19 protein-coding genes are annotated in these 25545 nt (G+C 37.1%); 12 read left to right on the top strand and 7 right to left on the bottom strand.

The window, feature by feature from the left end; translation table 11 throughout:
- Positions 1 to 345: 345 nt before the first annotated feature.
- Positions 346 to 984 carry an NAD(P)H-binding protein gene (locus QNI15_RS33020; protein ID WP_313992121.1) on the bottom strand — a complete coding sequence of 213 codons (639 nt, stop codon included), beginning with the start codon at positions 982 to 984 and terminating at the stop codon, positions 346 to 348.
- An 814-nt stretch (positions 985 to 1798) separates the two neighbouring features.
- Here QNI15_RS33020 and QNI15_RS33015 point away from each other — a divergent pair.
- Genes QNI15_RS33015 through QNI15_RS33005 form a run of 3 tightly spaced genes read left to right on the top strand, consistent with a single transcriptional unit; the run spans position 1799 to position 5730 of the window.
- Positions 1799 to 3439, top strand: a complete 1641-nt coding sequence (locus tag QNI15_RS33015) for an Eco57I restriction-modification methylase domain-containing protein (protein ID WP_313992118.1) — start codon at positions 1799 to 1801, stop codon at positions 3437 to 3439.
- A complete protein-coding gene (locus QNI15_RS33010) occupies positions 3432 to 5060 on the top strand; it encodes an AAA family ATPase (protein ID WP_313992115.1) in 1629 nt (542 codons plus the stop codon). The genes QNI15_RS33015 and QNI15_RS33010 overlap by 8 nt, the downstream gene beginning before the upstream one ends.
- A 1-nt stretch (position 5061) precedes the next feature.
- Complete coding sequence (locus QNI15_RS33005; protein ID WP_313992112.1) at positions 5062 to 5730, top strand: hypothetical protein; 669 nt, start codon at positions 5062 to 5064, stop codon at positions 5728 to 5730.
- A 115-nt stretch (positions 5731 to 5845) separates the two neighbouring features.
- On the opposite strand, the gene QNI15_RS33000 is transcribed toward QNI15_RS33005, so the two are convergent.
- The 3 genes from QNI15_RS33000 to QNI15_RS32990 all read right to left on the bottom strand — a co-directional run bounded on the left by QNI15_RS33000 (position 5846) and on the right by QNI15_RS32990 (position 10330).
- Complete coding sequence (locus tag QNI15_RS33000) at positions 5846 to 7177, bottom strand: GntP family permease (RefSeq protein ID WP_314036043.1); 1332 nt, start codon at positions 7175 to 7177, stop codon at positions 5846 to 5848.
- A 124-nt stretch (positions 7178 to 7301) separates the two neighbouring features.
- Positions 7302 to 9443, bottom strand: a complete 2142-nt coding sequence (locus QNI15_RS32995; protein ID WP_314036041.1) for a xanthine dehydrogenase family protein molybdopterin-binding subunit — start codon at positions 9441 to 9443, stop codon at positions 7302 to 7304.
- A gap of 128 nt (positions 9444 to 9571) precedes the next feature.
- Positions 9572 to 10330 (bottom strand): hypothetical protein, encoded by a 759-nt coding sequence (locus tag QNI15_RS32990; protein ID WP_313992104.1) that lies wholly within the window; start codon positions 10328 to 10330, stop codon positions 9572 to 9574.
- Positions 10331 to 10897: 567 nt separating this feature from the next.
- On the opposite strand from QNI15_RS32990, the gene QNI15_RS32985 reads away from it, so the two are divergent.
- Positions 10898 to 11671, top strand: coding sequence for a DUF2490 domain-containing protein (locus QNI15_RS32985; protein WP_313992101.1), 774 nt, complete (start codon positions 10898 to 10900; stop codon positions 11669 to 11671).
- A 216-nt stretch (positions 11672 to 11887) separates the two neighbouring features.
- Here the strand turns inward: QNI15_RS32985 and QNI15_RS32980 are convergent, their stop codons facing one another.
- Both QNI15_RS32980 and QNI15_RS32975 read right to left on the bottom strand, forming a co-directional pair.
- Positions 11888 to 13285: an efflux RND transporter periplasmic adaptor subunit gene (locus QNI15_RS32980; protein ID WP_314036039.1), complete on the bottom strand. Its 1398-nt coding sequence runs from the start codon at positions 13283 to 13285 to the stop codon at positions 11888 to 11890.
- Positions 13286 to 13357: 72 nt separating this feature from the next.
- Positions 13358 to 14824, bottom strand: a complete 1467-nt coding sequence (locus QNI15_RS32975; protein ID WP_313981326.1) for a TolC family protein — start codon at positions 14822 to 14824, stop codon at positions 13358 to 13360.
- A 257-nt stretch (positions 14825 to 15081) separates the two neighbouring features.
- Between QNI15_RS32975 and QNI15_RS32970 the strand changes: the two genes are divergently transcribed.
- Positions 15082 to 15909: an aminotransferase class IV gene (locus QNI15_RS32970; RefSeq protein WP_314036037.1), complete on the top strand. Its 828-nt coding sequence runs from the start codon at positions 15082 to 15084 to the stop codon at positions 15907 to 15909.
- 11 nt (positions 15910 to 15920) lie between these two features.
- Here the strand turns inward: QNI15_RS32970 and QNI15_RS32965 are convergent, their stop codons facing one another.
- Positions 15921 to 17060, bottom strand: coding sequence for an acyl-CoA dehydrogenase family protein (locus QNI15_RS32965; protein WP_313992092.1), 1140 nt, complete (start codon positions 17058 to 17060; stop codon positions 15921 to 15923).
- Positions 17061 to 17375: 315 nt separating this feature from the next.
- Between QNI15_RS32965 and QNI15_RS32960 the strand changes: the two genes are divergently transcribed.
- The 7 genes from QNI15_RS32960 to rfbA all read left to right on the top strand — a co-directional run bounded on the left by QNI15_RS32960 (position 17376) and on the right by rfbA (position 25529).
- Positions 17376 to 18686, top strand: coding sequence for a UDP-glucose dehydrogenase family protein (locus tag QNI15_RS32960; RefSeq protein WP_313992089.1), 1311 nt, complete (start codon positions 17376 to 17378; stop codon positions 18684 to 18686).
- 90 nt (positions 18687 to 18776) lie between these two features.
- Positions 18777 to 19724 carry a UDP-glucuronic acid decarboxylase family protein gene (locus tag QNI15_RS32955; RefSeq protein WP_313992087.1) on the top strand — a complete coding sequence of 316 codons (948 nt, stop codon included), beginning with the start codon at positions 18777 to 18779 and terminating at the stop codon, positions 19722 to 19724.
- Positions 19725 to 19892: 168 nt separating this feature from the next.
- Complete coding sequence (locus QNI15_RS32950) at positions 19893 to 21182, top strand: nucleotide sugar dehydrogenase (RefSeq protein ID WP_313992085.1); 1290 nt, start codon at positions 19893 to 19895, stop codon at positions 21180 to 21182.
- A gap of 167 nt (positions 21183 to 21349) precedes the next feature.
- Complete coding sequence (gene galE, locus QNI15_RS32945; RefSeq protein WP_313992083.1) at positions 21350 to 22384, top strand: UDP-glucose 4-epimerase GalE; 1035 nt, start codon at positions 21350 to 21352, stop codon at positions 22382 to 22384.
- Positions 22385 to 22448: 64 nt separating this feature from the next.
- Positions 22449 to 23504: a dTDP-glucose 4,6-dehydratase gene (gene rfbB, locus QNI15_RS32940; RefSeq protein WP_313992081.1), complete on the top strand. Its 1056-nt coding sequence runs from the start codon at positions 22449 to 22451 to the stop codon at positions 23502 to 23504.
- Positions 23505 to 23594: 90 nt separating this feature from the next.
- Positions 23595 to 24584, top strand: coding sequence for an SDR family oxidoreductase (locus tag QNI15_RS32935; protein ID WP_313992396.1), 990 nt, complete (start codon positions 23595 to 23597; stop codon positions 24582 to 24584).
- Between the two features lie 84 nt (positions 24585 to 24668).
- Entirely contained in the window at positions 24669 to 25529 is an 861-nt protein-coding gene (gene rfbA / locus QNI15_RS32930) for a glucose-1-phosphate thymidylyltransferase RfbA (protein WP_314036035.1), read from the top strand.
- Positions 25530 to 25545: the final 16 nt, after the last annotated feature.

Raw genomic sequence — 25545 nt, 5'->3', positions numbered from 1 at the left:
TAGAATAGCTAAATCCAGACCATAATTGCAATTGCTTGACTATCAGTAAATTGTTTCAGAAGACCAAAAAAATGGTTTACGGTATTTCGTAAATTTATTAGACTATTTACTTATTCTCTTATATGGAATGCTAAAAATCAGCCTGAATAAAGTATACTACCTGTTGTCAGGTTTCGTCATGAGAATAAGCACTTTTACCAGAGGCATAGAATATGCCGGACCAAAATAACAAAAATTGAACAAATGCCGTATGGTATGTGTATTTTTATTGATCTGGTCAAAATAGTCAGATAAAGTATTGTGCAAGATGCAGATTCAAACTAAATGAGCAATCGATAGGAATTGTCAAAATTCAAAGATCTTATTCAGTTCTATACTATGTTTTCCCGAAGGGAGAACTTTGGGGGCTTTTGCCATTTTCTCTGCCAGCACAGAGGTGGCTAGTGGACGGAATTTGCGGATTATTCCTAATTTGTTCACAAAGTGTAGAACATTCGCTATGATACGTTCACTTGGCCGGTCTGTGTTTTTACGTAGTAGCATTCCAGGTTTAAAAATAACGTACTGCTCAAAAGCAAGGCTGGCAATCTTCTCTTCTAGTTCTCCTTTCATTTTAGAATAAAATACGCTACTGGATGGAGAGGCACCGTAGGCAGAAAGTAAAACAGCTTTAGGGATGCCGTTCTTTTTCGCTAGTTCTGCAAAGTTTGCAGGAATCGTATAATCAATATGCCATTGTTTTTCTTTGGAACCAGCATCTTTCAGTGTAGTTCCCAAACAGGAAAACCACACATCTCCCTGAATAGAACCAGCTACTTCTTCCAGTTTATCAAAATCGGTGAGGATCTCGGATAATTTAGGATTTGTTATTTCACTGGGACGACGTACAAATACAACTACTTCTGTATAGGCAGTATCTTGCAGAAGCATATTTACAAGATCTTTTCCTGTTGCTCCCGTGGCTCCGATAACTAATGCTTTCATGTTTCTACTTGTTTACTGTTACAAATTATACTTACACCACGATAATTACTTTAATACCGCCCAATCGGATAACCTACACCCCACAATCAAACTGATAAGAATACTTCTTTCACAATATATGCAGACCAGAACAGTCCTATTAACAGAATAGATAAGCCTATCCATATAGTACCTTGTCCTTTTCTGGCTAGAATAATAGCACTAATTCCTATTGACATTAATACAATTCCTGCTACCCAGGTATAAATCATTAGAAGCATCATCATTGCCCGGTCTGTCTCTACAATATCTTGTATGAGAAAAGGAATTACAACTGGTAATATCGCAATGACTGTTACCAGAATGAAGTATGTGTTTGTACGTTGAGACTAGGACGCCATGTTGTTAGTATAAGTTCTGGAAAGATAAATATAAAGTTCTGAAGATAAGTTACATTCTATTATGAGAGAGATAGTTATTATTACTTGTTAAGCGAATAAGTCTCTATTTTAAAAGGCTCATAATCAGATATATTATAAATTTGCTATGATGAATGTTATATCCAAAATGAGTTTTGATTGTCTGATAGACGGCTTCTTCTTTACTTTGCATAAAAGATACATAAGAATATGCACTAGAATTGTTTTCGCATTACTCTCTTTACTACCCTACTGTTTTTCTGAATTTAGACTTCTTTTTTGTTTAATAAGTTAAGATATTCAATTCATTATTATAAAAAGATCATACAGTTTAAACATTGGACATTCCCAAATTGATAGATTTAACGAATAAAGTGGAAGGGGAAAAGTTCATGGTTGATATAATATAGAGATAAATGATGACGCATTCTAAAAAATCCTTAAATAATACTTTTGTAAATAGAGAGGAGAAACCATCTGAATATGCAGATAGGTTAGGAATTTATTATACATCGAAAGTAAGTAGTGAACACAAAAAAAAGCTTGGACAGTTCTTTACTCCGCTAGCAGTTGCCCAGTTTATGGCTAGTTTTAGTAAGATAAAAACTGAAAAGGTTAAGATTTTAGATCCTGGGTGTGGAATAGGTATTCTTTCAACAGCGATTTGTGAGGCATTAATATCTAGTAACTGTCATATCAGAACAATTGAATTAGTAGCTTTTGAAACAGATGTTGATATTCTTCCTTTAGCAGAAGATTGTTTTAAATATTTAGGACTATGGCTTAACCAAAGAGGAATAGATTTTACTTTTTTTCTTTGTAAGAATGACTTTGTCCTTCATAATTCATCTTCTCTGAATAACAATGAAAGCGTTCATGAATCATATGATATTATAATTTCTAATCCGCCATACTTTAAACTGCAAAAAGATGATGAAAGGATTCTTGCGACTAAATCTGTTATTTATGGTCAAACAAATATTTATACAATCTTCCTTTTAATTGCTGCAAAGCTTTTAAAAGAGGATGGTCAATTAATATTCATTACACCAAGAAGTTTTTGTTCTGGAAATTATTTTAGATTATTTAGAGAAATATTTTTTTCCATTGTAGATCTGGACACCATTCATCTTTTTGATTCGCGAAAGGATACATTCAAAAGGGATAAGGTGCTTCAGGAAAATATAATAATTTCAGCGGTAAGGAAACAACACACCAGATCAAGTCAATTGGGATTACCTTTTATTGACATTGATAAAGACATAACTATATCTTCCTCAAATGGAATTGACGATATCAAAGATAGACGTATTAAAAAGTATGAATGTTCAGATTTAATCAACTTCGATTCATATCAAAAAATTATTCACTTGCCATCTTCAGATACAGATGAAAAGGTTATAGAAATTTTCAAAACATGGACAGGCTCATTGAGTGCTTATAATCTAGCAATTTCAACTGGGCCTGTTGTTGATTTTAGAAGTGAAGAAATGATAAGTTTTGAAAGTAAACAAGATGTAGTACCCCTTATTTGGTTACATAATGTTGACTCTATGAAATTTACGTGGCCTCGAAATGTGGGTTATAAAGGGAAACCTAAAGGCCAGTATATTATTAATAATGAAGTGTCGTCTTCAAGATTGGTAAAAAATAGAAATTATGTGTTTTTAAGGAGATTTAGTGCGAAAGATGATAATAGAAGATTAATTGCTGCTCCATATTTTAGTAATACTTTATCTGATATGCCAAAACTTGGCATTGAGAATCATTTAAATTATATCTATCATAAAGAGAAAGATTTGTCTAATAATGAAGCCTTTGGCTTAGCTGGTATTTTAAACAGTCGCTTATTTGATCTATATTTTAGAACTTTTAATGGGAATATCAATGTCAGTGCTACTGAATTAAGGGATTTTCCTTTACCTGATTTTCAGCTAATCCAGTTACTAGGAGAAAAAATTAAAAAAATTATAGAGATTGGTGTACCATTGAATATTGATTCTTTAATCTCGGAAATTTTTAATATCTCAATTGACTTGTCTCAAATTTATGAATAGTAAAATAGAAGAAGCCCAAGAAATTCTTAAAGAGTTTGGATTACCAGAAAAGCAGCAAAATAAAATTTCAGCATTGACTTTACTTGCATTATGTGGTATCTCTCCTGATGAAAGTTGGCAGAATGCTACTTCAAAAAGTCTAACACTTTCTAAAGACATAATAGAATTTGTTAATAATAATTATGGAACTAATTATAAGGCTAATACCAGAGAATCATTTAGGAAGATTGCTTTAAATCCTTTCGTTGATAATTCTTTGGTAATCTTAAATCCTGATGATCCAAATCTTAAGAAAACGAGTGCAAAAACGCATTATGCGATTTCTTATTTAGCACTGAATACAATCAAAAAATATAAAACAGATGAATGGAATGTTGCCGTAGAGAATTTTATTAAATATAAAAATCAAGTTAAACAGGATTCTAAGCCTTCAATTTTACTCAAAACTGTACAGATCAAGAGTTACAAATCAATTGTAGATGATAAGATTGAACTAGGCAGGTTTAATGTGTTTATAGGTACAAATGGTTGTGGGAAAACAAATATCTTAGAAGCATTAGCTACCGTAGGTGCAGAAAGAGGGAGTGACTTGACATTTGATGGTTTATATAGTCGAGGGGTTCGCATCGCTAGACCAGATCTAATCCTTAGTTCATTTTTAGATAATAATAGTCGGAAAAGTAGTTTAGATATAAGTCTGATTTTTGAAAATGATGGAGAAGAAGAGAGATATAAATGTGCTCTTTCTCCAGTAAGTTTGGATGATATCTATACCAAATGGATAAACCTTGTAGAAGAAGAAACTTATCCTGAAATATTATTAGAGCACTTTAGAGAAATTACAAGAATGAATCCTGGTATTACAGGGGAAGAGTTGCTAAATAGAGCCAATATTCTCCTGGCTCAGGAAGGATTTAAGCGTAAACATAGTTTTGATGAAATGTTGTCTGAGTATGCTATTTTTGATTTAAATACTAAATCATTAAGAGGTGTTTCTCCTGCTGAAAGTAGGAAAACTCCTTTGGGAATTAATGGAGAAGGACTTGACTTATTAATTGCGAGTTTTAATTCTTCTGAATGGACTCAACTTCGTGAGTGTTGTGACCTCTTTGATTGGCTTGGGGAAATTATAGCAGATAAGGATGATAAATTGAAAGTGTCAGGATTAAAACCAGGAAGGAGTATTTCAACATTGTACTTTAGAGATAGTTATATGCAGAAAAACAATAATACTTTCTCTGCAGAGAATTCTAATGAAGGAATATTACATGTATTATTTTATTTAGCACTTTTTATAAGCAATAAGACCCCAAAGTTATTTGCAATAGATAATATTGAAACAGCATTAAATCCACGTTTATGTCAAGTTTTAATATCTAAATTAGTTGAACTTTCAAAAGTTAGGGAGAAACAAACATTGATTACTACACACAATCCCGCTATCCTTGATGGTTTAAATTTATTAGATGATGAACAAAGACTATTTGAAGTATACAGAGATAGTGTAGGTCGAACTAAAACACGGCGTCTCAAATTTAAATCAGATTTAAGTGATAAGAAGTTTAAGCTTTCAGAGATGTGGTTGAAAGGTTTACTTGGTGCTATTCCCAAAAATTTTTAGTATGAGAATTGGAGTTATTTCAGAAGGGCATGCTGACAGAGCTGTCATTACAAATATATTAATTGGATTGCTTGGAATTGATGAGAGTGATATAGAACCTTTGCGCCCTATATATGCTTTGGATGAAACTGATAAGGCTCTTAGAGCTGATCCAAGAACATTTGGTTCATGGTCTTCTGTTAAAGAAGAGTGTGAGAAGAGAGAATTGATTGATGGCTTCTTAGCTATTGAAGGACAAGACTTCATCGTTATTCACATAGATACGGCTGAAGCTAGTGAATATGGTATTACAAGGCCTGATAAAAGAGAAAATAATTATTGTGAAGAACTTCGAGCTTTAATTATTGCCCAAATAAATACTTGGTTAGAAATAGATATTTCAAATCACATTCTTTATGCTATAGCCGTAGAAGAGATTGATGCATGGATCTTAACTATTTATGAGAAGACAGATTCTACTAAAACAGCAAAACCAAAAGAAAGACTAGGTAGAGTACTTAGTAAGAGCGGCAAAAATTCTACTTCTAATTACGAAAATTATTTTTCTATTAGCAAACCTTTATCAAAACCTAAAGATATAAAAAAAGGCAAGTATTTGACATATAATTGTAGTTTGAATGCTTTTTTTGAAGAGATACATACAAAAGTCCTTTCTAAGATAATGGGATAATTTATTAAATAAACCCTTCTTATAACTCCTGTTATTATATAGCATTATAGAATTTCTTTTGCCTAATTCTTGAACTAGAATTCTACAAAAGTATTCTTTCAAAAGAAGAATACTTTTACAATACTTTGGAAAGCAGGTAAACCGTCAGAAACGTAGTGATACCCATAAGGATAGTTGCAACGGAATAACTTCGTATCATAGTACGAATCTCCATGCCAGAAAATTTCGCAATTACCCAGAAGTACGCATCATTAGCATGAGAAATCATCATAGACCCACTTCCCATAGCAAGTACACATAACAATCTGCCTGTTTCATTATTTAAATGTAGTGCAGGTAATAATGGCAAAACAATAGAGGCTGCTGTAATGATGGCGACTGTAGATGAACCCTGAGCAGTCTTTAAAACGGCAGTAAGCAAAAAGGGAAAAAGCAAACCTATGCTACCTAATGCGATAGATTGACTAAAGTGCTCTCCTATTTTCGTAGCTGTTAAAATGGCACCAAAAGCTCCTCCCATTCCGATAATCACCAATATCTCTCCAGCTTTCTCAGTTGCTTTATGTAATAATTCAGCCAGTTCGCTCTTCTGCCAGTTTCGTTTAGCTGCAAATGCAAGCATTATTCCGAATAGTAATGCAATGACTGGATTGCCTGCATAAGAAAGCGCCCTTAGCCAGCTAGAGGATGCTAAGAGTTGTGTGCTTAAAAATGGCCTGACACCAATTAGAAGTATAGGGATAAAAACAGGGAGACAGGCTACAAAAAGAGAAGGTTGATTGGTAGGTTTTTCCTTTACATTATCTAGGGGATCTTCTGTGAGAGAAACTGATCGTTTACCTGAATAAATAGCCCATATATTACCAACAATCATAGCTGGAATAGCTACCGGAACGCCTATCAATAGCAATTTACCAAAGTCAGCTCCAAGAGTAGCAGCGGCGGCAGCACTACCTGGATGAGGAGGTATCAGACAGTGAACAGAATACAAACCAGTAGCTAAAGAAACAGATAATACTGAGATTGGAACTCCGGCACGTTTAGCCATGGAATGATTGAGTCCACTCAATACAATATAACCAGAGTCACAGAATATAGGCAAGCCTACAATGAAGCCTGTAATACTCATAGCCAAGGATGCAAAGCGATTGCCCATCTTTTGTAAAAGGAAGGTCGCCATCACTGTAGTACTACCTGTATGTTCCAATACTAATCCCAGTGTAGTACCCAGCACGATAATTAATCCCAACGATTTTAATATATTCCCAAATCCATCCTTGATTACTGTAATAGTTTCATCTAAGGACATATTGGCTCCTAGTCCAACAACCAGACATGCCAGGAATAAGGAAAAAAAAGCAGGTACTTTGTAGCGTGTTGTAAGTAAGACAATCAAACCGATTCCCACAATGAGTAATACAGTGAGATACGGTAACGAATGCATCATCAGGTTTTGTAGTTAGCAGTCTTGGATAGATAAGATTGTGTATTAAAGAAACAAGAATACCACTTACAAAGCAAATAGTTGATTACCAAATCAATAAACTTGTTCATCTAACAACTTACCAGACTTATAATCGTATGGGCAGGGTATGAATGTGCTTACCTGTTGCTGCAAATATCGCATTGGCAAGCGCAGGTGCAATAGGTGGTACTCCAGGTTCTCCAACTCCCCCCATCTTTGCTGTGCTGTTGGCAATATACACCTCAATCTTGGGTGTTTCACTCATTCGGAGTATTGGGTAGTCATGAAAATTGCTCTGTTTGACTCGCCCTTTCTCAATAGTTATTTCTCCATACAAAGCAGCTGTGAGTCCATAAATAATACCACTTTCCATTTGAGCACAGACCCCATCCGGATTTACAGCCAGCCCACAATCAATAGCACATACAACCCGATGTATCCTGATTTGGTGATCTTGTATTGATAGTTCCACTATCTGGCAGACATAACTTCCCATAGCTGCATGTACTGCTACACCTCGGAAGACACCTTTGGGTGGTGAGGTATGCCATCCGGCTTTTTCAGCAGCCAGGTTAAGGGCAGTCAGATGGCGAGGATAATTTTTTAGTAACATGCGTCTATACACAACAGGGTCCTGTGAGATACGTGCCGCCAGTTGGTCAATCAGAGTTTCCATTACAAAAGCTGTATGGGTATTGCCAACCGAACGCCAGGGAAGCACAGGTACACCTACTGTGGTGGTATGTAACTCTATTAAATGGTTGGGTGTTATTTCAAGATAGGGAGAACCGTTTACACCATCTACCGAACTGTAATCGATACCTTTAGGTGCAATCCATGATTCCAGAGGTGTATTGACAAAAAGAGATTGCCCCACGATGCTGTGATTCCAAGTAATGGGATTTCCTGCCTCGTCTGCTTCAATATGTACCTTATGTAAATACATAGGTCTGTAGTAACCACCTTGAATGTCATCTTCCCGTGACCAGACCAGTTTGATAAATTGACCACTTACTTGAGCGATCTGTACTGCTTCCATGACCCAGTCACCCTGAAAAGAACCTCGCCTACCAAAACTGCCTCCAAGAAAAGGTGTTTGAAACAAAACCTGTTCAGGGGAAAGCTTTAAAAATGTGGCGATTTCCTGCTGATGTAATAAAGGTGATTGAGTGCCTGTCCATACTTCACAGAGATTGTCTTGTATCTGCACTGTGCAATTTAGTGGCTCCATAGGAGAATGGGACAGATACGGAAATACATAGTCTACATCAATAACATGCTTTGCTTTTGGAAATATAGTTTTACTCTCCTTCTGAACAGCCACTTTCCCCTTGGTTTTTGCTAGTTTGCTATAGCTGTCTACAAGGCGAGAACTAGAAATTTCTTCATTGGGGCCAAGATCCCATTCAATCTTGAGAGTTTCTTTTGCTTTTTGGGCTGTCCAGTAATTAGTAGCAAGGACTGCAATGCCTGTAGGTATCTGGAATACTCCATGTACTCCTTGTATGGCTTTTGCCAGATCTGCATTAAAGGACTTGACTTTACCTCCAAAAGCGGGTGCATGAGCTACCACTGCTGTGAGCAGGTTAGGAAATTGCATATCCATGCCGAATTTCGCCTGCCCGTTTACTTTGATAGGAGCATCCAGCCGTTTTTGAGGTTTGCCAATATACTTCCATTCATTGGGAGGACGCAACTGAACAGATGATGGAATAGGTAACTTGGATGCCTCTGCTGTTAACTGACTATAGCTAACCCGTTTTGTTCCTGAAATAACATATCCATTTTCTGTTTTACAGGATGCAGGTTGTACTCCCCATTTTTGGGCTGCTGCCTGTATAAGCATAATGCGAGCTGTAGCTCCCGCTTGTCTGTATCGGTCAAATTCGGAAGTAGTTGAGCTAGAACCTCCTGTGCTTTGTTCAACAGGAGGCAGTTGAAAATCTTCTTTTTTACCAGGTGGGCTGTGAGTAATCTGTATGTTTTTCCAATCGCAATCCAGTTCTTCCGCAATAAGCATAGGTAAGGTAGTCCATATACCTTGCCCCATTTCTACCTTGGATAAAATGATATGTATAGAGTTATCTTCATCTTCATCAATACGGAGGAAAGCATGCGGAGAAAATGCAGAAGGTGATGTATAGTTTTTAATTGTGGGAGGCAATAATATGGATATTAGTAGTCCACCACCAGCCAAGGTTCCTGCTTTTAGAAAATCTCTCCGGTTTATCTGATTCTTTTTCTTCATACGTTAGCTTACAACTGTAATACAGCATAAGAAAGCCAGTAAGAAAAGAATGCACAAAAAAGAATGACAACCTGAGAGAAATACTTGATCACCTACATTGACTCATACAGCAGTTACTGAGAAGTCTTTTACCAGTTTAAATGACCAGTAGGTGCCGGAGGGTGTACACGCACATAATCCAGACTTTGGAGAAAATATTTTTTTGTTTTCTTATCCAGATGGTCTATCCAGGCAGGATTCGTTTTGATTTCTCCTTTAAAATACTGAATAACTGCCATGGCATAAGCAATAACTTGAGGCGGCAGATAACCTTGTTTACCAATTCGCCAACTGGAAGAGCTTACTTGGTAAATTGTGGCATTATCACTAAGAAATATTCCAAAGCCATAGGCTACAGCAGTTAAATCTGTCAGATACTCATTCTCTTTTTCGTCTGAATACCCAATATCGTGTAAGCCTATCAGTACATGGTGACTAAGTTCATGAGCCATAACAGCAATTAAAGAAGCTGGGTTATCAAGTTGCTTCTTTTCTATGGTGATGGCTTCCCCATCTTCATCTCCAAAATACAGTCCTCCTATCCCTTTTTCGCCTTTCTCAATAGCTGTAAGCAATCCATTACCAAAATCCAGCTGATCGTTGATAAAGTCCAGCTGAATGTGCGATATATTTATGCTGCATAACTCCCCTATACGTGCCAACACGTAGAAGGCATCGTCTTGCTTGCCTGTAAATTTCCAGTCAAAGAAATCCTTTGTTGGCAAAATAGTCGGAAAGTGTGCCAGTTCAACTAGGTTGCGATCGAGCCAATCCAGATTGTTTTCGATCCACTCTTTATCTTCAGGTGTAACAGGACAACTAAGTTCTTGTTTCTTTTTCCAGAACATACAATGTGATTTAATAACTAGCAAAGAGTATATATTCTGCCAGATTTCCAATAGTATTTGCCTTCTAATATTACATAGACAAGTAGAGTAAGGAAATTAATAGTCAAAAGTTACCTCTCTAAATACTTGTCTAAAACGTCTGACTAGCAAGTGCAATCCTTTATATGATAATCGCAGTCTGCTTTAGCTAGGAATTTATCTAGTGGTATTACAGTAATTTTGCAGTAACATTTGATTCATATTGAGGGTAATTTTGGTTATTTAATATTATGTTTTTGTGTATTTTAAGTTTTTGCGGGTTTAATATTAATTTATTGTTAACAGAGTGGTAGGATTTATAAGTACATGTACTTATAAATTAACATTAACAAAACATTGCAGTTATTACCAGGTAATATTTGAAGTTTAGTTTTGTAGAATAAAACCTCCATTGAAACATTTCTGCTCTAATTAAACTACATGCGTTGCTATTACGTATTTGTTAAGCTTCTTCTCCTGCAAGGATTTATATTAAGTTTTCATAATATATCTAGCCAAGCACAATCTGCTCACTACAACATAAACCAGATGTTTTGGAGTGAAACCAATATTTCTGGGTCTATCAGCAGAAAAGTCCGTCTCCAGTTAGATTATCAATATCGGACACAAGGTATCTCTGATGATCTGGAGTCTCAAAGAGTAAGTAATCAGGTATCAGATACACGTAGAGGACTGTTTACCCACGCTTATCAGCAGGTATTTCGTCCATGGATAGCATATCAGGCTAGTAAATATTTTCGAGTTTCATTATCACCTGTGGGTTGGTGGGGTACATGGCGACCTACCGCTGATAACAAAACTACCTTTGAACCAGAACTACGTACTACCACTCAGGTACTATTTTCTTATCCTTTGGGGCGAGTGATATTTGAACAACGTTTTCGGTATGAGTTTCGCTTCTTTGGAAATAGACTTCTCACGGATGGGTCTCAGGGGAAAGATTATTATTCTAATTTATGGGATAATACAACACGTAAAGGAAGATTACGTTATATGACACGGATATTTGTGCCTCTTAACCAACCTCAAATGAAAGAAAAAACGCTGTACCTGGCTGCTAGTGATGAGATTATGATTGGTATGGGTTCTAATGTCATTCACGAGAAAATATTTGACCAGAACCGGCTGTACGTTGGCTTGGGCTATAAGTTTACTCCTCAGTTCCGATTGGAGGCAGGTTATGTAAATCAGTTTCAACCTCAGAAACGCCTCGCTGATGGATCAAAAAACTCAGATATAAATAATGTGCTACAGGTTTTTATTGTGATTGATGACATCAACAAGATTTTGAAGAACTTATAGTTTGTTATAAGCGAAGGCTATCCTGAAGAATATTGTCTGTGCCCATCCGAGCAATATGAATAAAATATAGGAAAGTCTTATGCCTATATTTTATTCATATAAGAGGTCTTATTTACAAATCGGCTTTAAAGAAGCTTTTTTACAATTAGAATGACCAATATATAAAAAGAAAGCCCACTATGATATTCACAGTGGGCTTTCTTTTTGATAGTCACTTTATTTCTTCTTGGTATCCTTTTCCTCTTTTTTGGTAGCAATCAGATCATTGGAATTGAGCTTTTTGGCAATCACGTTATAGGGTCCTGAGACTACTTCATCCCCCTCTTTTAACCCTTTTACAATTTCAATGTTATCATAATCACTAATACCTGTAGTTACCTCTTTCAACTCCGCCTTACCATTGTTATTTACAAAAACAACTTCTTTAAGTTCCTGAGTAGCTGCGGGTTTTGGAGCTGCTTCTGTGTTGTTATTATTATTGTTGTTATCATTATTGGAAGCCGTAGAAGGTGCTGCCTTACCATCAGGAGTACGTGTAGTTACGGCTGCCAGTGGTACAGACAAGACCCCTGATTTGCGTGCTGTCAATACTTCAACAGATGCCGTCATACCAGGGCGGAAAGGCGATAATTTGCTTTTTGTATTCATCAGTTCTTTATAAGAATCCTGTAAAATGCGCACCTTTACCTGAAACTCTGTTACAGCATCAGTTGATGTCGATTGTGTTGTAGAAGAGGCCATACCATTGGCAGTATTGGCAATTTCTGTTACAATACCTTTAAACTTCTTCTTCAAACTTGTATAGGAGTCTACTTCGATAATAGCGGTATCCCCTAAGTGTACACGCACAATATCGTTTTCATTTACATCTGCCTGTACTTCCATATTATTCAGGTTCGCAATACGCAGCATTTCCGTACCCGCCATTTGAGATGTACCAACCACACGTTCACCCAGTTCCACATCCAGCTTAGAGATAGTACCACTTACCGGAGCATAGATAGTTGTTTTACGAAGGTTTTCCTGAGCATCTCGTAATCCTGCTTCTGCACTTTGTACCAGGTATCTGGCAGCTGAAATTTGTTCTTCTGCTGCTTTTACATCTTCGACAGCTGCTTTGTAGTTGGTTTCGGCTGTTACCCAATCCGTATTGGAAATAACATTTTGTTCAAATAGTCCTTTGTTTCTTTTGTACTCAATTTCTGCTTTTGCTAGTTGAACCTTAGCACGCGATAGTTGCACATTTGACTGAGCCAGACTTGCTTTGTTGTTATTAACAGTAGCCCGTGCACGGTCAACAGCAGAGATATAGTTATCCGGGCGTATTCTAACCAATAGTTGTCCTTTTACTACAGAATCTCCTTCATTGACAGTGAGTTCTATGATCTCTCCTGAAACATCAGGACTAATCTTTACCTCTACTTCCGGTTGAACTTTTCCAGAGGCACTTACCTTCTCAATGATTTCAGTTTTCTTAACTTTGGCGAGTTCTACTTCCGTTGGTTTTTCTTTGCCAATCCATCCGGCTTTTTTGCCAACAAAAGCAAACACCAGAAGTAATACAACTACCGAAACAAGAATAATTAACAAGCGATTTGTTTTCTTCTTTGCCATTGAGGTACAGATAAAAGGTAAGTATGGTAAACGATTTAATATATTTTGTAAAGGATCAATTATTGACTCTTTTTATTCAAAGGTAAGCGGTTTGTTTTGATAGAAATCAAGTATTTTCACACGAAAATAATAGGTGTATTTAGAGTTGATCAAATTAGCCTGAGCTCTGGCCAGATTGTTTTTTGACGTATTATAGTCTAATGAATTGGCAAGGCCTGCACTAAAACGAGCTTCGTTTGATTTAAACGAAAGATCCTGAGCAGCTACCTGGTCTCTGTTTGCCTGATACTGTGATGCAGCAGCACGGAGGTCATTGTAGGCCTGTTCAATGTTCTGACGTAGGGTTACACGGGTACTTTGTGCATCAAGTTCATAAGACTTACGTTGTACTATTGTCTTGCTGATATTGTTCCGATATTGCCAGCCATTGATAATTGGAATAGATAAACTAAAACCTACATATTGACCTAAGTTATCACTTATTTGTGAGCCAAAACTATATTTCTCCTGATTATAGGTTGTTGATTTTTGAATAGAAGTTACAGTATAAGGTACTCCATCTACAGTAACATTACCTATTGTAGGATATACTTCTCCTGTTTTAACATATTTGGATTGACCACTTGAGTAGTATGTATTCAACCCTGCAGACAAATATAATCGAGGGAATAAATATCCGCGTGCAGACATAATCGAATACTTACTGCTTTCAACACGGATGTCTGCTGCTTTAACACTAGGTTGAGTTCTAAGCGCTTCATCATAAATGTTGGCAGCTGTTTGTGGATATGGATTGATAGTTGGATCTGGAAGCTCAATCTTTTCAACTTCAAAGTTATCCTGTGCTGGAAGATTCATCGCCTGCATCAGATTTAACTTTGCTAATCGAAGGTTATTTTCGGCAGTAGTTAAACTTAGTTGATCATTCGCTAATTGAGCTTGCAGATCAAAAAGGTTAGTTTGTGGAAGTGAGCCTGCCTTCACCAGTTTATCCGTACGCTCCACTTGTAAACGACTTACTTCAAGCTGGCTGGTTGCTGCTGCAACTAACTCCTGATTTTGCAACACTTGTAAATAATACAAGGCTACATTAAGACTTACATTGTATTTGGATTGTTCAATGTCTTCCTGGGTTGCCTGATACAATCGTTGATTTTGTTTGTATGCATGTATCTGTTGCCCACCCTGAAATAAGAGAACGTTACCAGAGATACCATAATTACCTGTTTGTGTAGTCTGATTAACGAATTGGTTGGTTGTTGGATCAACATATCGACCAAAGTTCCATTGAAGAGATCCATTACCGGTTATAGTCGGTAAGAATGCCATTTTAGATTGGAAGTATGTTACCTCACTGGTTCTTGCCTGAAGTTCACTTTTCTTAATTGTGATGCTATTTTGCATAGCATAATCCACAGCTTCACGCAATGACCAGATGTCATCGTTGTTGATCTGTTTTTGAGCTTGACTTTGGGCTTGTATGCTGTTTATACTTAAGGCTAGTAAGCCAGTTAAAGCAGCTTTTTTTAACGTTTTCATAGGTAAAGTTTTCAGAGATTTCATAAAGATGATAGTTTTGGTGTCCGGAAGCTATTTTCCTAAGTTTATGCCAAAATCGTATTTTATTGATTGTCAGTTGTTTATACCGAACTAGTTGTTCATAATTGAACACATGTGTTCGTTTCCGGACATTCTCTGCCAGTAAAAAAGTTTGATTTTTCTGTAGGGACTTGAGCAATATTACGTATATGCAGGTTTTGTCTGAAAAAAATAATGATAAATGGTGAAATGATTCCATGAAGGCAGTATTTAATTTTACGATGGTTGAGATGGATAATTTATCGGAGTATCTGGACAACAGAGCTTTCCGGTATGGAGATGGTTTGTTTGAAACAATAATTGTTCAGAATAAAAGAATTCCTTTTTTAAAAGATCATTATGAGAGGCTTCTGAATGGAATGCAGATACTTCAGATGAATGTACCTGCGGACTTTTCTCGGGATTATCTGCAAAGGGAGATTATGCAATTATGTAAACTTGTCGGATTGTCTGATGATGCCCGTTTGCGGCTTCAGGTGTGGCGAAAGCCCGGAGGTTTATATACTCCAGAATCAAATGACATTGATTTTTTGCTAACGGCCTTTCCTTTTACACGGCCTCGTGTTTCTATAAAGAACAGGCTTATCTTTTATGAAGATATCCGATTACATCATTCTATTCTGTCACCTTACAAAACAAGTTCTGCCTTACCCTATGTGATGGCTGGCATTGCCCGTAAAAGTGCAGGTGTAGATGATGTTATTCTGATGGATGTATATGGACATATAGCAGAATGTGTAGCTTCCAATATTTTCTGGATTAAGGAAAATGTTTTGTATACACCCAGTTTGGAGAGTGGATGTATTGCAGGGATTATAAGAAAAACTATTCTGAGAGAAGCTGTTTTGATGTTTTCAGAAGTAAAGGAAGACTTATTTCACAAAGAAGCCTTATTCACTGCTGATACTATTTTTACCTGTAATGTTGCAGGCATTCAATTAGTAAAAGAAATCAATGGAGTATCTTTTCGTACAGACACTCCATTAACAGATTGGTTTGTGGGATTATTATCGGGTAATCAGTAAAATTTCCGAGTCTAATGTAAGATTTCCCGTCCGATTACCATTTTCTGTATCTCACTGGTACCCTCACCAATAGTACAAAGTTTGGCGTCCCGGTAATACTTTTCAACAGGAAAATCTTTGGTATATCCGTACCCTCCAAAGATCTGGACTGCTTCATTCGCAACTTTTACAGCAACTTCTGACGTATAATACTTGGCCATGGCAGAAGCTTTGGATACAGGTAACTTTCGATCTTTCAGATCTGCAGCCTGATAAGTTAAGAGGCGGGCTGCCTCGATTTGAGTTGCCATATCTGCCAGCTTGAATTGAATAGCCTGAAATTCTGCAATAGGTTTTCCAAACTGATGACGTTCTTTGGCATATTGGAGTGCTGCTTCATAGGCTCCTATGGCTATACCAATACCTAAGGCAGCAATGGATATACGCCCTCCATCCAGAATAGCAAGTGCTTGTTTAAATCCTTCACCAACTTTGCCTAGGAGTTGACTCTTATGGATTCGGCAATCCTGAAATATCAATTCTGTAGTTTCAGACGCCCGCATACCTAATTTATCTTCCTTTTTACCGGCAGAAAATCCAGGTGTGTTCTTTTCCAGAATAAACGCAGATGCATTGGTATGTGTATTGGGTGCACCTGTACGAGCAATCACAACTGCTACATCACCTGACTTTCCATGCGTGATAAAGTTTTTGCTCCCGTTCAGAATCCAGTAATCTCCATCTTGTACGGCTACTGTACGCATATTACCTGCATCAGATCCTGTATTAGGTTCTGTAAGACCCCATGCTCCTATCCATTGACCTGTAGCTAATTTAGGAATATACTGTTGCTTTTGATCTTCATTGCCAAATTGTAAGATATGATTTGTACACAAAGAGTTATGGGCTGCCATCGAAAGCCCGATAGCTCCATCTACTTTGGATATTTCAATAATAGCAGTTACATAAGCTGCATAGTTGAGTCCTGCACCACCATATACATCTGGTACAAGTACTCCCATTAACCCTAGTTCACCCAAGTGGTTAAATAATCCTATTGGAAAATGTTGCTTCTCGTCCCACTCTCTTACAAAAGGACGAATATGCCTGAGGGCAAACTCACGTGTACTTTGAGCTATCAAGTCCAGGTTTTCGAATGTCTCTGTTACCATAGCTATCATTTAGATTTTTAGTTGTTGAGAAGATGATACATTGGTCTAATCAAATCAAATGGGTAATCAGGCAATGTGTGTCTCTAATATTCAAAAAAATATCGAATAAGTACAGTTTTAGTTTTATTAAATCTTACATCAATTGGAAGAAAGAAGAAATTCCGGAAAAATTAACCTTGTGATTACTCCAAAATATTTACTTTTGATTCCAGATTTGTATAAACACTCATATTTGGTGTCTAATTGAAAAAAATCACACTTTTTTAAAAGGAAAATTATATATCAATCAGTTAAAACCTCACAAACCTTTATTTTATGAAAATTGCTGTTGTCGGAACCGGATATGTTGGCCTTGTAACCGGAACTTGTTTTGCTGAAACGGGGAACCGCGTTACTTGTGTTGATATTGATGTTACTAAAATTGAGAAGCTGAAAAGTGGTGTCATTACTATCTATGAGCCAGGCCTTGATGTGTTATTTGACCGTAATATCAAAGAGGGGCGATTGCTTTTCACTACCAATCTGGCTGAAGGAATAAAGGATGCAGAGGTTATCTTTTTAGCTTTGCCAACACCTCCCGGAGAAGATGGTTCAGCAGATCTTAAATATATACTGAAAGTTGCTGATGACTTAGGTCCATTACTTGCAGATTATGCAGTAATTGTTGATAAAAGTACTGTACCTGTAGGAACAGCTGAAAAGGTACATGCACGCATTGCTAAAAATGCTAAAGTTGAGTTTGATGTTGTTTCCAATCCGGAGTTCTTACGTGAAGGAGTAGCTGTAGAAGACTTTATGAAGCCAGATCGTGTAGTTATTGGTACTAATTCAGAGAAGGCACGTAAAGTGATGAACAAATTATATGCTCCATTGGTACGTCAGGGTAATCCTGTTATCTTCATGGATGAACGTTCTGCTGAGATGACTAAATATGCTGCTAATGCATTTTTGGCTACCAAGATTACATTCATGAATGAAATTGCCAATCTGTGCGAAAAAGTTGGTGCAAACGTAGATGATATTCGTCGTGGTATTGGTACAGATTCACGTATTGGCAAACGATTCCTGTTTGCAGGTATTGGATATGGCGGAAGTTGTTTTCCAAAAGATGTGCAAGCTTTGCATAAAACATCTGAAGAATATGCGTATGATTTCAAGATCCTGGAAGCAGTTATGGGAGTAAATGAAAATCAGAAAACAAAACTTCTTCCTAAAATTAAACAGTATTTTAACCACGACTTATCTGGCAAGACTATTGCAGTTTGGGGCTTAGCATTCAAACCTTATACAGATGACATTCGGGAGGCTCCTGCATTGGAAAATATTAAAGAATTGGTAGCTGCTGGTGCTAATGTGCGTGCATATGATCCGGAAGCTATGGAAAATGTTAAACGTATCCTGGGAGATCAGATCGTATATACAAATAGTCCTTATGAGGCATTGGAAGGTGCAGACGCTCTATTTATTGTGACAGAATGGCCAGAATTCCGTTCTCCAGAGTTTGAGCGAATTAGTAGTTTATTAAAGAATAAAGTGATTTTTGATGGCCGGAATGTATTTGAACTTGATCAAATGCGTGAACTGGGCTATACCTACTATAGCATAGGCAGAGATGTTGTAGCCTAAGTTTATTTCCTGCTTCAGGAATCTCATATAAAATTATAAAATACTATTTTCTATCTTCATTGCGAGATCAGAAATGTCTAACGTAACTATATGAAAAGAGTACTCATCACCGGAGGAGCCGGTTTCTTAGGGTCACACTTATGTGATCGCTTTATAAAAGAAGGCTATCATGTAATAGCTATGGATAACCTGATCACAGGTGATCTGCGTAATATTGAACATCTGTTCAAGTTGCCAAACTTTGAATTCTATCATCATGATGTTTCAAAGTTTGTACATGTTCCAGGACAGTTGGATTATATCTTACATTTTGCCTCTCCTGCCAGCCCTATTGATTATCTGAAGATACCCATCCAAACATTGAAAGTTGGATCTTTAGGTACTCATAATCTGCTGGGGCTTGCTCGCGCAAAGGGAGCACGTATACTGGTTGCTTCTACCTCCGAAGTATATGGAGATCCTCTTGTACACCCACAAAAAGAAGATTACTGGGGAAATGTAAATCCGGTAGGTCCTCGGGGTGTATATGATGAAGCAAAACGTTTTCAGGAAGCTATCACTATGGCTTACCATACGTATCATGGGGTAGAAACCCGTATCATACGTATCTTTAACACCTATGGGCCTAGAATGCGTTTGGACGATGGTCGGGTATTGCCTGCATTTATTGGCCAGGCTTTACGTGGTGAAGATCTTACCTGCTTTGGTGATGGCTCACAGACTCGTTCATTCTGTTATGTAGATGATCTGGTTGAAGGTATCTACCGATTGTTGATGAGTGATTATGCCTCTCCGGTTAATATTGGAAATCCTTCTGAGATTACAATTAAACAATTTGGTGAAGAGATTATCAAATTGACAGGTACTCAGCAAAAGTTAATCTATAAACCACTTCCACAGGATGATCCCAAGCAGCGTCAACCAGATATTACTCTGGCAAAAAAGATTCTGGGATGGGAGCCAAAGGTATCGCGCGAAGAAGGCTTAAAAATTACATATGAGTACTTTAAAAAAGTAGTTTCCGAAAAGAAAAAATAAGGTCTATTTTGTTTTAGGTAGGCAGTTATCAGATATGATTAGTGGAAAATTCACTGAAAACATACTGATAGCTGCCTATTTTTTTTAAAAAAGACTCAGGTTGTCAAAAAGATACTATTTTTGAGGCATTAATTTATTCATACATATACTTATCTAGTTATTCTGTCAGTGTATAATCAGCTTGTTACCAAGGAAAAAACATTAGCCGTCATCGGATTAGGCTATGTAGGGCTCCCTATTGCATTGGCTTTCGCCAGAAAGATCAAAGTCATTGGATTTGACATTAATGCCAAGCGCATTCAGCTAATGCAGCAAGGTATTGATCCCAGCGGTGAACTTGATTCCTCAGAGTTTGAAGGTTGTGACATCACATTTACCGATTCTCTGGAGATTTTGAGGCAGGCTTCTTTTTTTATTGTGGCTGTGCCCACACCTATAGATGCCCATACAATGCCTGATTTAAAACCATTGATTGGTGCATCTGTTTCTGTTGGAAAAGCTCTCAAACATGGAGACTATGTTGTATATGAATCAACAGTTTATCCGGGTTGTACAGAAGAGGACTGCATTCCTATTTTAGAAAGAGAGTCTGGATTAAAGTTTCCAAATGATTTTAAAGTAGGATACTCTCCTGAACGTATCAATCCTGGTGATAAAGAACATACACTCTCAAAAATCACGAAGGTAGTTTCTGGATGTGATGCTGAGTCATTAGACATCATTGCAAAGGTATACGAATTGGTTGTGGATGCAGGAGTCTATAAAGCGTCCTCTATTAAAGTTGCAGAAGCTGCAAAGATTATTGAAAACACCCAGAGAGATCTTAATATCGCTTTGATGAATGAGCTCTCTATGATCTTTGATAAAATGAAGATCAATACCTATGAAGTTCTGGAGGCTGCTGGTACCAAGTGGAATTTCCTGAAATTTAGTCCAGGGTTGGTCGGTGGCCATTGTATAGGTGTAGATCCTTATTATCTAACCTATAAATCGAAGGAGCTAGGACATACTCCGGAAGTAATTCTGAGTGGACGTCAGATCAATGACTCTATGGGAGCCTATGTGGCGAAAAAAACTGTTCAGTTAATGGCGAAACAGGGCAAAGATATTATCAAGTCACGGGTACTGGTTATGGGTGCTACTTTTAAAGAGAACGTAGAAGATATCCGTAACTCTAAAGTTGCAGACGTTGTTAGTGAACTTATTAACTTTAGTGTGCAGGTTGATGTAGTAGATCCCTATGCAGATTCAGATGAACTAAAACATGAATATGGTTTTGGGTTGATAGAGAAGCCTGAAGGAAAATATGATGCAATCGTGATTGCAGTGAATCATAAACCTTATATTTCTTTAGAAGAGTCATATTTTCATTCACTTAGCAATGGAAACGGTATAGTAATAGATATAAAGGGTGTTTTCCGGAACAAGATTCAAAAACTAACCTATTGGTCCCTATAAAGAATATTGTAAGTATATTATTTGTTTTGTGCGTCAACTGGAAGTGATGCTTTTTGAGAAGGTAAGTTATTATAGGGCAGGTACTTATGTAAAAAGTTAATTAATCATATTACTTTAGAGCTTCCATTTGAATATATCAATTTGTTAACATACACATAGTCAGGTAAATGAAAAAGATATTAGTAACCGGAGGTGCCGGTTTTATAGGATCGCACACAGTTGTTGAGTTGTATCAATCTGGTTACGAACCAATCATTGTTGATAATTTTTCGAACTCCGAAAAAAGTGTATTAAAAGGTATTGAAGCAATTATTGGTAAAGCCCCCAAGATATATGCAGTAGATTGTAATGATAAGCTGCAGATGGAAGAAATATTTCAGCAGGAGAAATCTATACAGGGTATTATTCATTTTGCAGCCTATAAAGCTGTTGGAGAGTCTGTAGAGAAACCACTTGAATATTTCCATAATAACCTTGGTTCTACACAAGTGTTATTAGAGTTGATGTTGCAATACAATACTACACAATTGGTGTTTTCATCTTCCTGTACAGTCTATGGACAACCTGAGAAACTACCTGTTACAGAGCAAACACCATTTTTGCCTGCTCAGTCACCATATGGAGCCACAAAGCAGATGTGTGAAGAAATACTTCGTCAGACAGTATCTATTGGACATAAGTCCCTGAAAGCAATATCTTTACGTTATTTTAATCCAGTAGGTGCTCACCCCACTGGACAGATTGGAGAGTTACCAAGAGGTGTGCCTGGAAACCTGGTTCCATTTATTACACAATCTGCAGCTGGATTACGCCCTCCGATCACGGTTTTTGGTAATGATTACAATACTCCGGATGGTACCTGTGTACGGGATTTTATTCATGTTGTAGACTTGGCAAAAGCACATGTAAAAGCCTTACAACTACTGGAAAAAGAAACTTCAGATTCATATTATGAGGTTTTTAATATTGGTACCGGTAAGGGAAGCACTGTATTAGAAGCTATTCATGCCTTTGAAGACGCTACCGGAGTAAAATTACAATACAAAATAGGTCCACGCAGACCTGGTGATGTGGAGAAGATTTACGCAGAGGTAAATAAATCGTCAGAAGTGTTAAACTGGCATACAGAGCTAACCTTGAAAGAAGCTATGCGGGATGCCTGGAACTGGCAACAGAGATTACAATCTAAAGAAAAAGAATAAGAAGATAATTTTCTGATAGAGATCAAAGAAGTTTACACTGTCTGAAGCTTTGAATCAATATATTATGAAAAAAATACTTATCACTGGAGGTGCCGGTTTTATAGGATCGCATGTTGTAAGACGATTTGTGAACCGTTATTCAGATTATCATATTTTTAATCTGGACAAGCTTACCTATGCTGGTAATCTGGCTAACCTGAAAGATATCGAAAACGCACCAAACTATACCTTTATAAAGGGAGATATTACGGATGCGGAGGCCCTAAAGGTTTTATTTACACTGCATAACTTTGATGGGGTGATCCATCTGGCTGCTGAGAGCCATGTAGATCGTTCTATTAAAGATCCATTGGCATTTGTCCATACAAATGTAATAGGTACGGTTCAACTACTCAATGCGGCAAAGGAAGCCTGGAAGGATGATCTGGATAATCATTTATTTTATCATGTATCTACTGATGAGGTATATGGCTCCCTACATAATCCGGATGAGTTCTTTACAGAAGAAACATCGTATGACCCTCAATCTCCTTATTCTGCATCCAAAGCAGCTTCGGATCATTTTGTAAGAGCATACCATAATACATATAAACTGCCTGTTGTATTATCTAATTGCTCTAATAATTACGGACCTAACCACTTCCCTGAAAAGCTGATACCTTTATGTATTAACAATATCAAAAACTATAAGCCACTTCCAATCTATGGTAAGGGTGAAAATGTTAGAGATTGGTTGTATGTTCTGGATCATGCTGCTGCTATTGATGCGGTTTTCCATAAAGGGAAAATTGGCGAAACCTATAACATAGGTGGTTTTAATGAATGGACAAACATAGATCTGGTTCGTTTGTTATGTCGCATAATGGATAGAAAGCTGAACAGAAATGAAGGTGAGTCTGAGAAGCTTATCACTTTTGTAACTGATCGGGCCGGACATGATCTTCGTTATGCGATTGATGCTCAAAAAATAATGAATGATTTAGGTTGGAAGCCTTCACTTCAATTTGAAGAAGGACTGGAAAAAACAGTAGACTGGTATCTAACCAATACAGAATGGCTTGACAATGTTACTTCTGGTGCATATCAGGACTATTATACCAAACAATATCAACATTCATAATTAAATTTGCTGATTATAGAAGGCAACCTTGCATGATGTCCTATTTGTCAATAATAAGACATCATGCAAGATACATTTTCTGACCTTTTTATGTACGAAACACCTTTTCATACACACGATTTATCTTCTTATAATTTTCTCATAACGGGAGGTGCCGGATTTATTGGATCTAATCTGGTTGAATACCTGCTGAAATATAGTGCAGGCAAGGTTCGTGTATTGGACAATTTATCTACTGGCTATCGGGCAAATCTGGATGCATTTATGTCATATCCAAATTTTGAATTTATAGAGGGTGATATTCGTAATCTGGAGACATGCCAGATTGCTTGTCAGAATATGGATGTTGTACTGCATCAGGCTGCTCTGGGGTCTGTACCACGTAGTGTAAACGATCCCATCACAACTAATACTGTGAATATTGATGGGTTTTTGAATATGCTGGTGGCTGCCAGAGATACAAAAATAAAACGATTTGTATATGCTGCATCTTCATCTACATATGGTGATAGTAAAAAGCTTCCTAAGGTAGAGGATGAAATTGGAAGGCCACTTTCTCCTTATGCAGTAACAAAATATGTAAATGAATTGTATGCAGATGTATTTGGTAAAACATATGGCATGCAAATCATTGGATTACGTTACTTTAATGTATTTGGTCCAAGACAAAGCCCTCAGGGTGCATATGCTGCTGTAATTCCATTGATGATCGATGCATTACGAAATGGAATATCGCCTAAAATATTTGGTGATGGAGAACAAACGCGTGACTTCACCTTTGTTGCAAATGCAGTACAAGCAAATATTAAGGCTGCCTTCGCCTCCGAAGATGCAGTTAATCAGGTTTACAATATTGCTGTAGGTGAGAGAACTTCATTAAATCAATTGTTTTCTGTTCTGAAAGATCAAATTAACCCTGCTATTGTTGCTGGACATGCACCTAACCGAGCAGGAGATATTCGCGATAGTCTTGCAGATATTTCAAAAGCAACTCGCTTACTGGGTTATGATCCTCAAGTTCGGTTTGAGCAGGGATTAAAAATTACCGTCGAGTGGTTTAGAGATAATTACATAGCTTGATTAGCAACATCTATAAAAGAATTTAGAGGAATATAGCAGGATACCTGTATTTTAGTATTCAATACTCACTATTAATCAGCTTATATGAAAGGTATTATACTGGCAGGGGGCTCCGGAACCCGGCTGCATCCGCTTACATTGGCAGTAAGTAAACAATTAATGCCTGTGTATGATAAGCCCATGATTTATTATCCATTGTCTACTTTAATGCTTGCAGGTATTAAAGACATATTGTTTATATCTACGCCCCATGATATGCCTATGTTTCAAAAGCTTTTAGGTGATGGATCACGTTTGGGATGCAATTTTTCTTATGCTATTCAGCCTAGCCCAGATGGATTAGCCCAAGCTTTTATTATTGGGAAGGAATTTGTTGGAAATGATAAGGCAGCCCTTGTTTTAGGGGATAATATTTTTTATGGAAGTGGTTTGGGAAAATTGTTGAAGCAGCACAATGATCCAGTTGGGGGAAGAGTATTCGCCTATCATGTGACAGATCCGGAGCGATATGGTGTTGTTGAGTTTGATAAAAATATGAAAGCGGTTTCTATTGAAGAAAAACCTGCCAAACCTAAATCTAACTATGCAGTTCCTGGCTTATATTTTTATGATAATGATGTTGTGGAAATCGCTAAAAATCTAAAACCTAGTCCGAGAGGAGAACTGGAGATAACGGATGTGAATCGGAAATATCTTGAAGAGGATAAGTTGCATGTTGGTGTTTTGGATCGGGGGACTGCCTGGCTGGATACAGGAACATTTACTTCACTAATGCAGGCTGGTACTTTTGTACAAGTAATAGAGGAACGTCAGGGATTAAAAATTGGCTGTATTGAAGAGGTAGCTTATCGGGAAGGTTTTATTTCTTCTAGTCAACTTGAAGCAATTGCTCAACCTCTTGTAAAAAGTGGGTATGGAAGATATTTGATGAGTGTACTTGGGTGATTTTTGTTATATACAA

It is taken from the genome of Xanthocytophaga flava, assembly GCF_030068545.1.
GTDB lineage: Bacteria > Bacteroidota > Bacteroidia > Cytophagales > 172606-1 > Xanthocytophaga > Xanthocytophaga flava.
This window is presented reverse-complemented; position numbering and strand designations above follow the sequence as displayed.

Coding starts and splice junctions, on each gene's coding strand:
- QNI15_RS32955 (WP_313992087.1), top strand. CDS start 18,777: ATGAAAAGAGTACTCATCACCGGAGGAGCCGGTTTCTTAGGGTCACAC.
- galE (WP_313992083.1), top strand. CDS start 21,350: ATGAAAAAGATATTAGTAACCGGAGGTGCCGGTTTTATAGGATCGCAC.
- QNI15_RS32960 (WP_313992089.1), top strand. CDS start 17,376: ATGAAAATTGCTGTTGTCGGAACCGGATATGTTGGCCTTGTAACCGGA.
- QNI15_RS32975 (WP_313981326.1), bottom strand. CDS start 14,824: ATGAAAACGTTAAAAAAAGCTGCTTTAACTGGCTTACTAGCCTTAAGT.
- QNI15_RS32990 (WP_313992104.1), bottom strand. CDS start 10,330: ATGTTCTGGAAAAAGAAACAAGAACTTAGTTGTCCTGTTACACCTGAA.
- rfbA (WP_314036035.1), top strand. CDS start 24,669: ATGAAAGGTATTATACTGGCAGGGGGCTCCGGAACCCGGCTGCATCCG.
- QNI15_RS32935 (WP_313992396.1), top strand. CDS start 23,595: ATGTACGAAACACCTTTTCATACACACGATTTATCTTCTTATAATTTT.
- QNI15_RS32995 (WP_314036041.1), bottom strand. CDS start 9,443: ATGAAGAAAAAGAATCAGATAAACCGGAGAGATTTTCTAAAAGCAGGA.
- QNI15_RS32970 (WP_314036037.1), top strand. CDS start 15,082: ATGAAGGCAGTATTTAATTTTACGATGGTTGAGATGGATAATTTATCG.
- QNI15_RS33015 (WP_313992118.1), top strand. CDS start 1,799: ATGATGACGCATTCTAAAAAATCCTTAAATAATACTTTTGTAAATAGA.
- QNI15_RS33005 (WP_313992112.1), top strand. CDS start 5,062: ATGAGAATTGGAGTTATTTCAGAAGGGCATGCTGACAGAGCTGTCATT.
- QNI15_RS33020 (WP_313992121.1), bottom strand. CDS start 984: ATGAAAGCATTAGTTATCGGAGCCACGGGAGCAACAGGAAAAGATCTT.
- QNI15_RS33000 (WP_314036043.1), bottom strand. CDS start 7,177: ATGATGCATTCGTTACCGTATCTCACTGTATTACTCATTGTGGGAATC.
- QNI15_RS32965 (WP_313992092.1), bottom strand. CDS start 17,060: ATGGTAACAGAGACATTCGAAAACCTGGACTTGATAGCTCAAAGTACA.
- QNI15_RS33010 (WP_313992115.1), top strand. CDS start 3,432: ATGAATAGTAAAATAGAAGAAGCCCAAGAAATTCTTAAAGAGTTTGGA.
- QNI15_RS32980 (WP_314036039.1), bottom strand. CDS start 13,285: ATGGCAAAGAAGAAAACAAATCGCTTGTTAATTATTCTTGTTTCGGTA.
- QNI15_RS32985 (WP_313992101.1), top strand. CDS start 10,898: ATGTTTTGGAGTGAAACCAATATTTCTGGGTCTATCAGCAGAAAAGTC.
- rfbB (WP_313992081.1), top strand. CDS start 22,449: ATGAAAAAAATACTTATCACTGGAGGTGCCGGTTTTATAGGATCGCAT.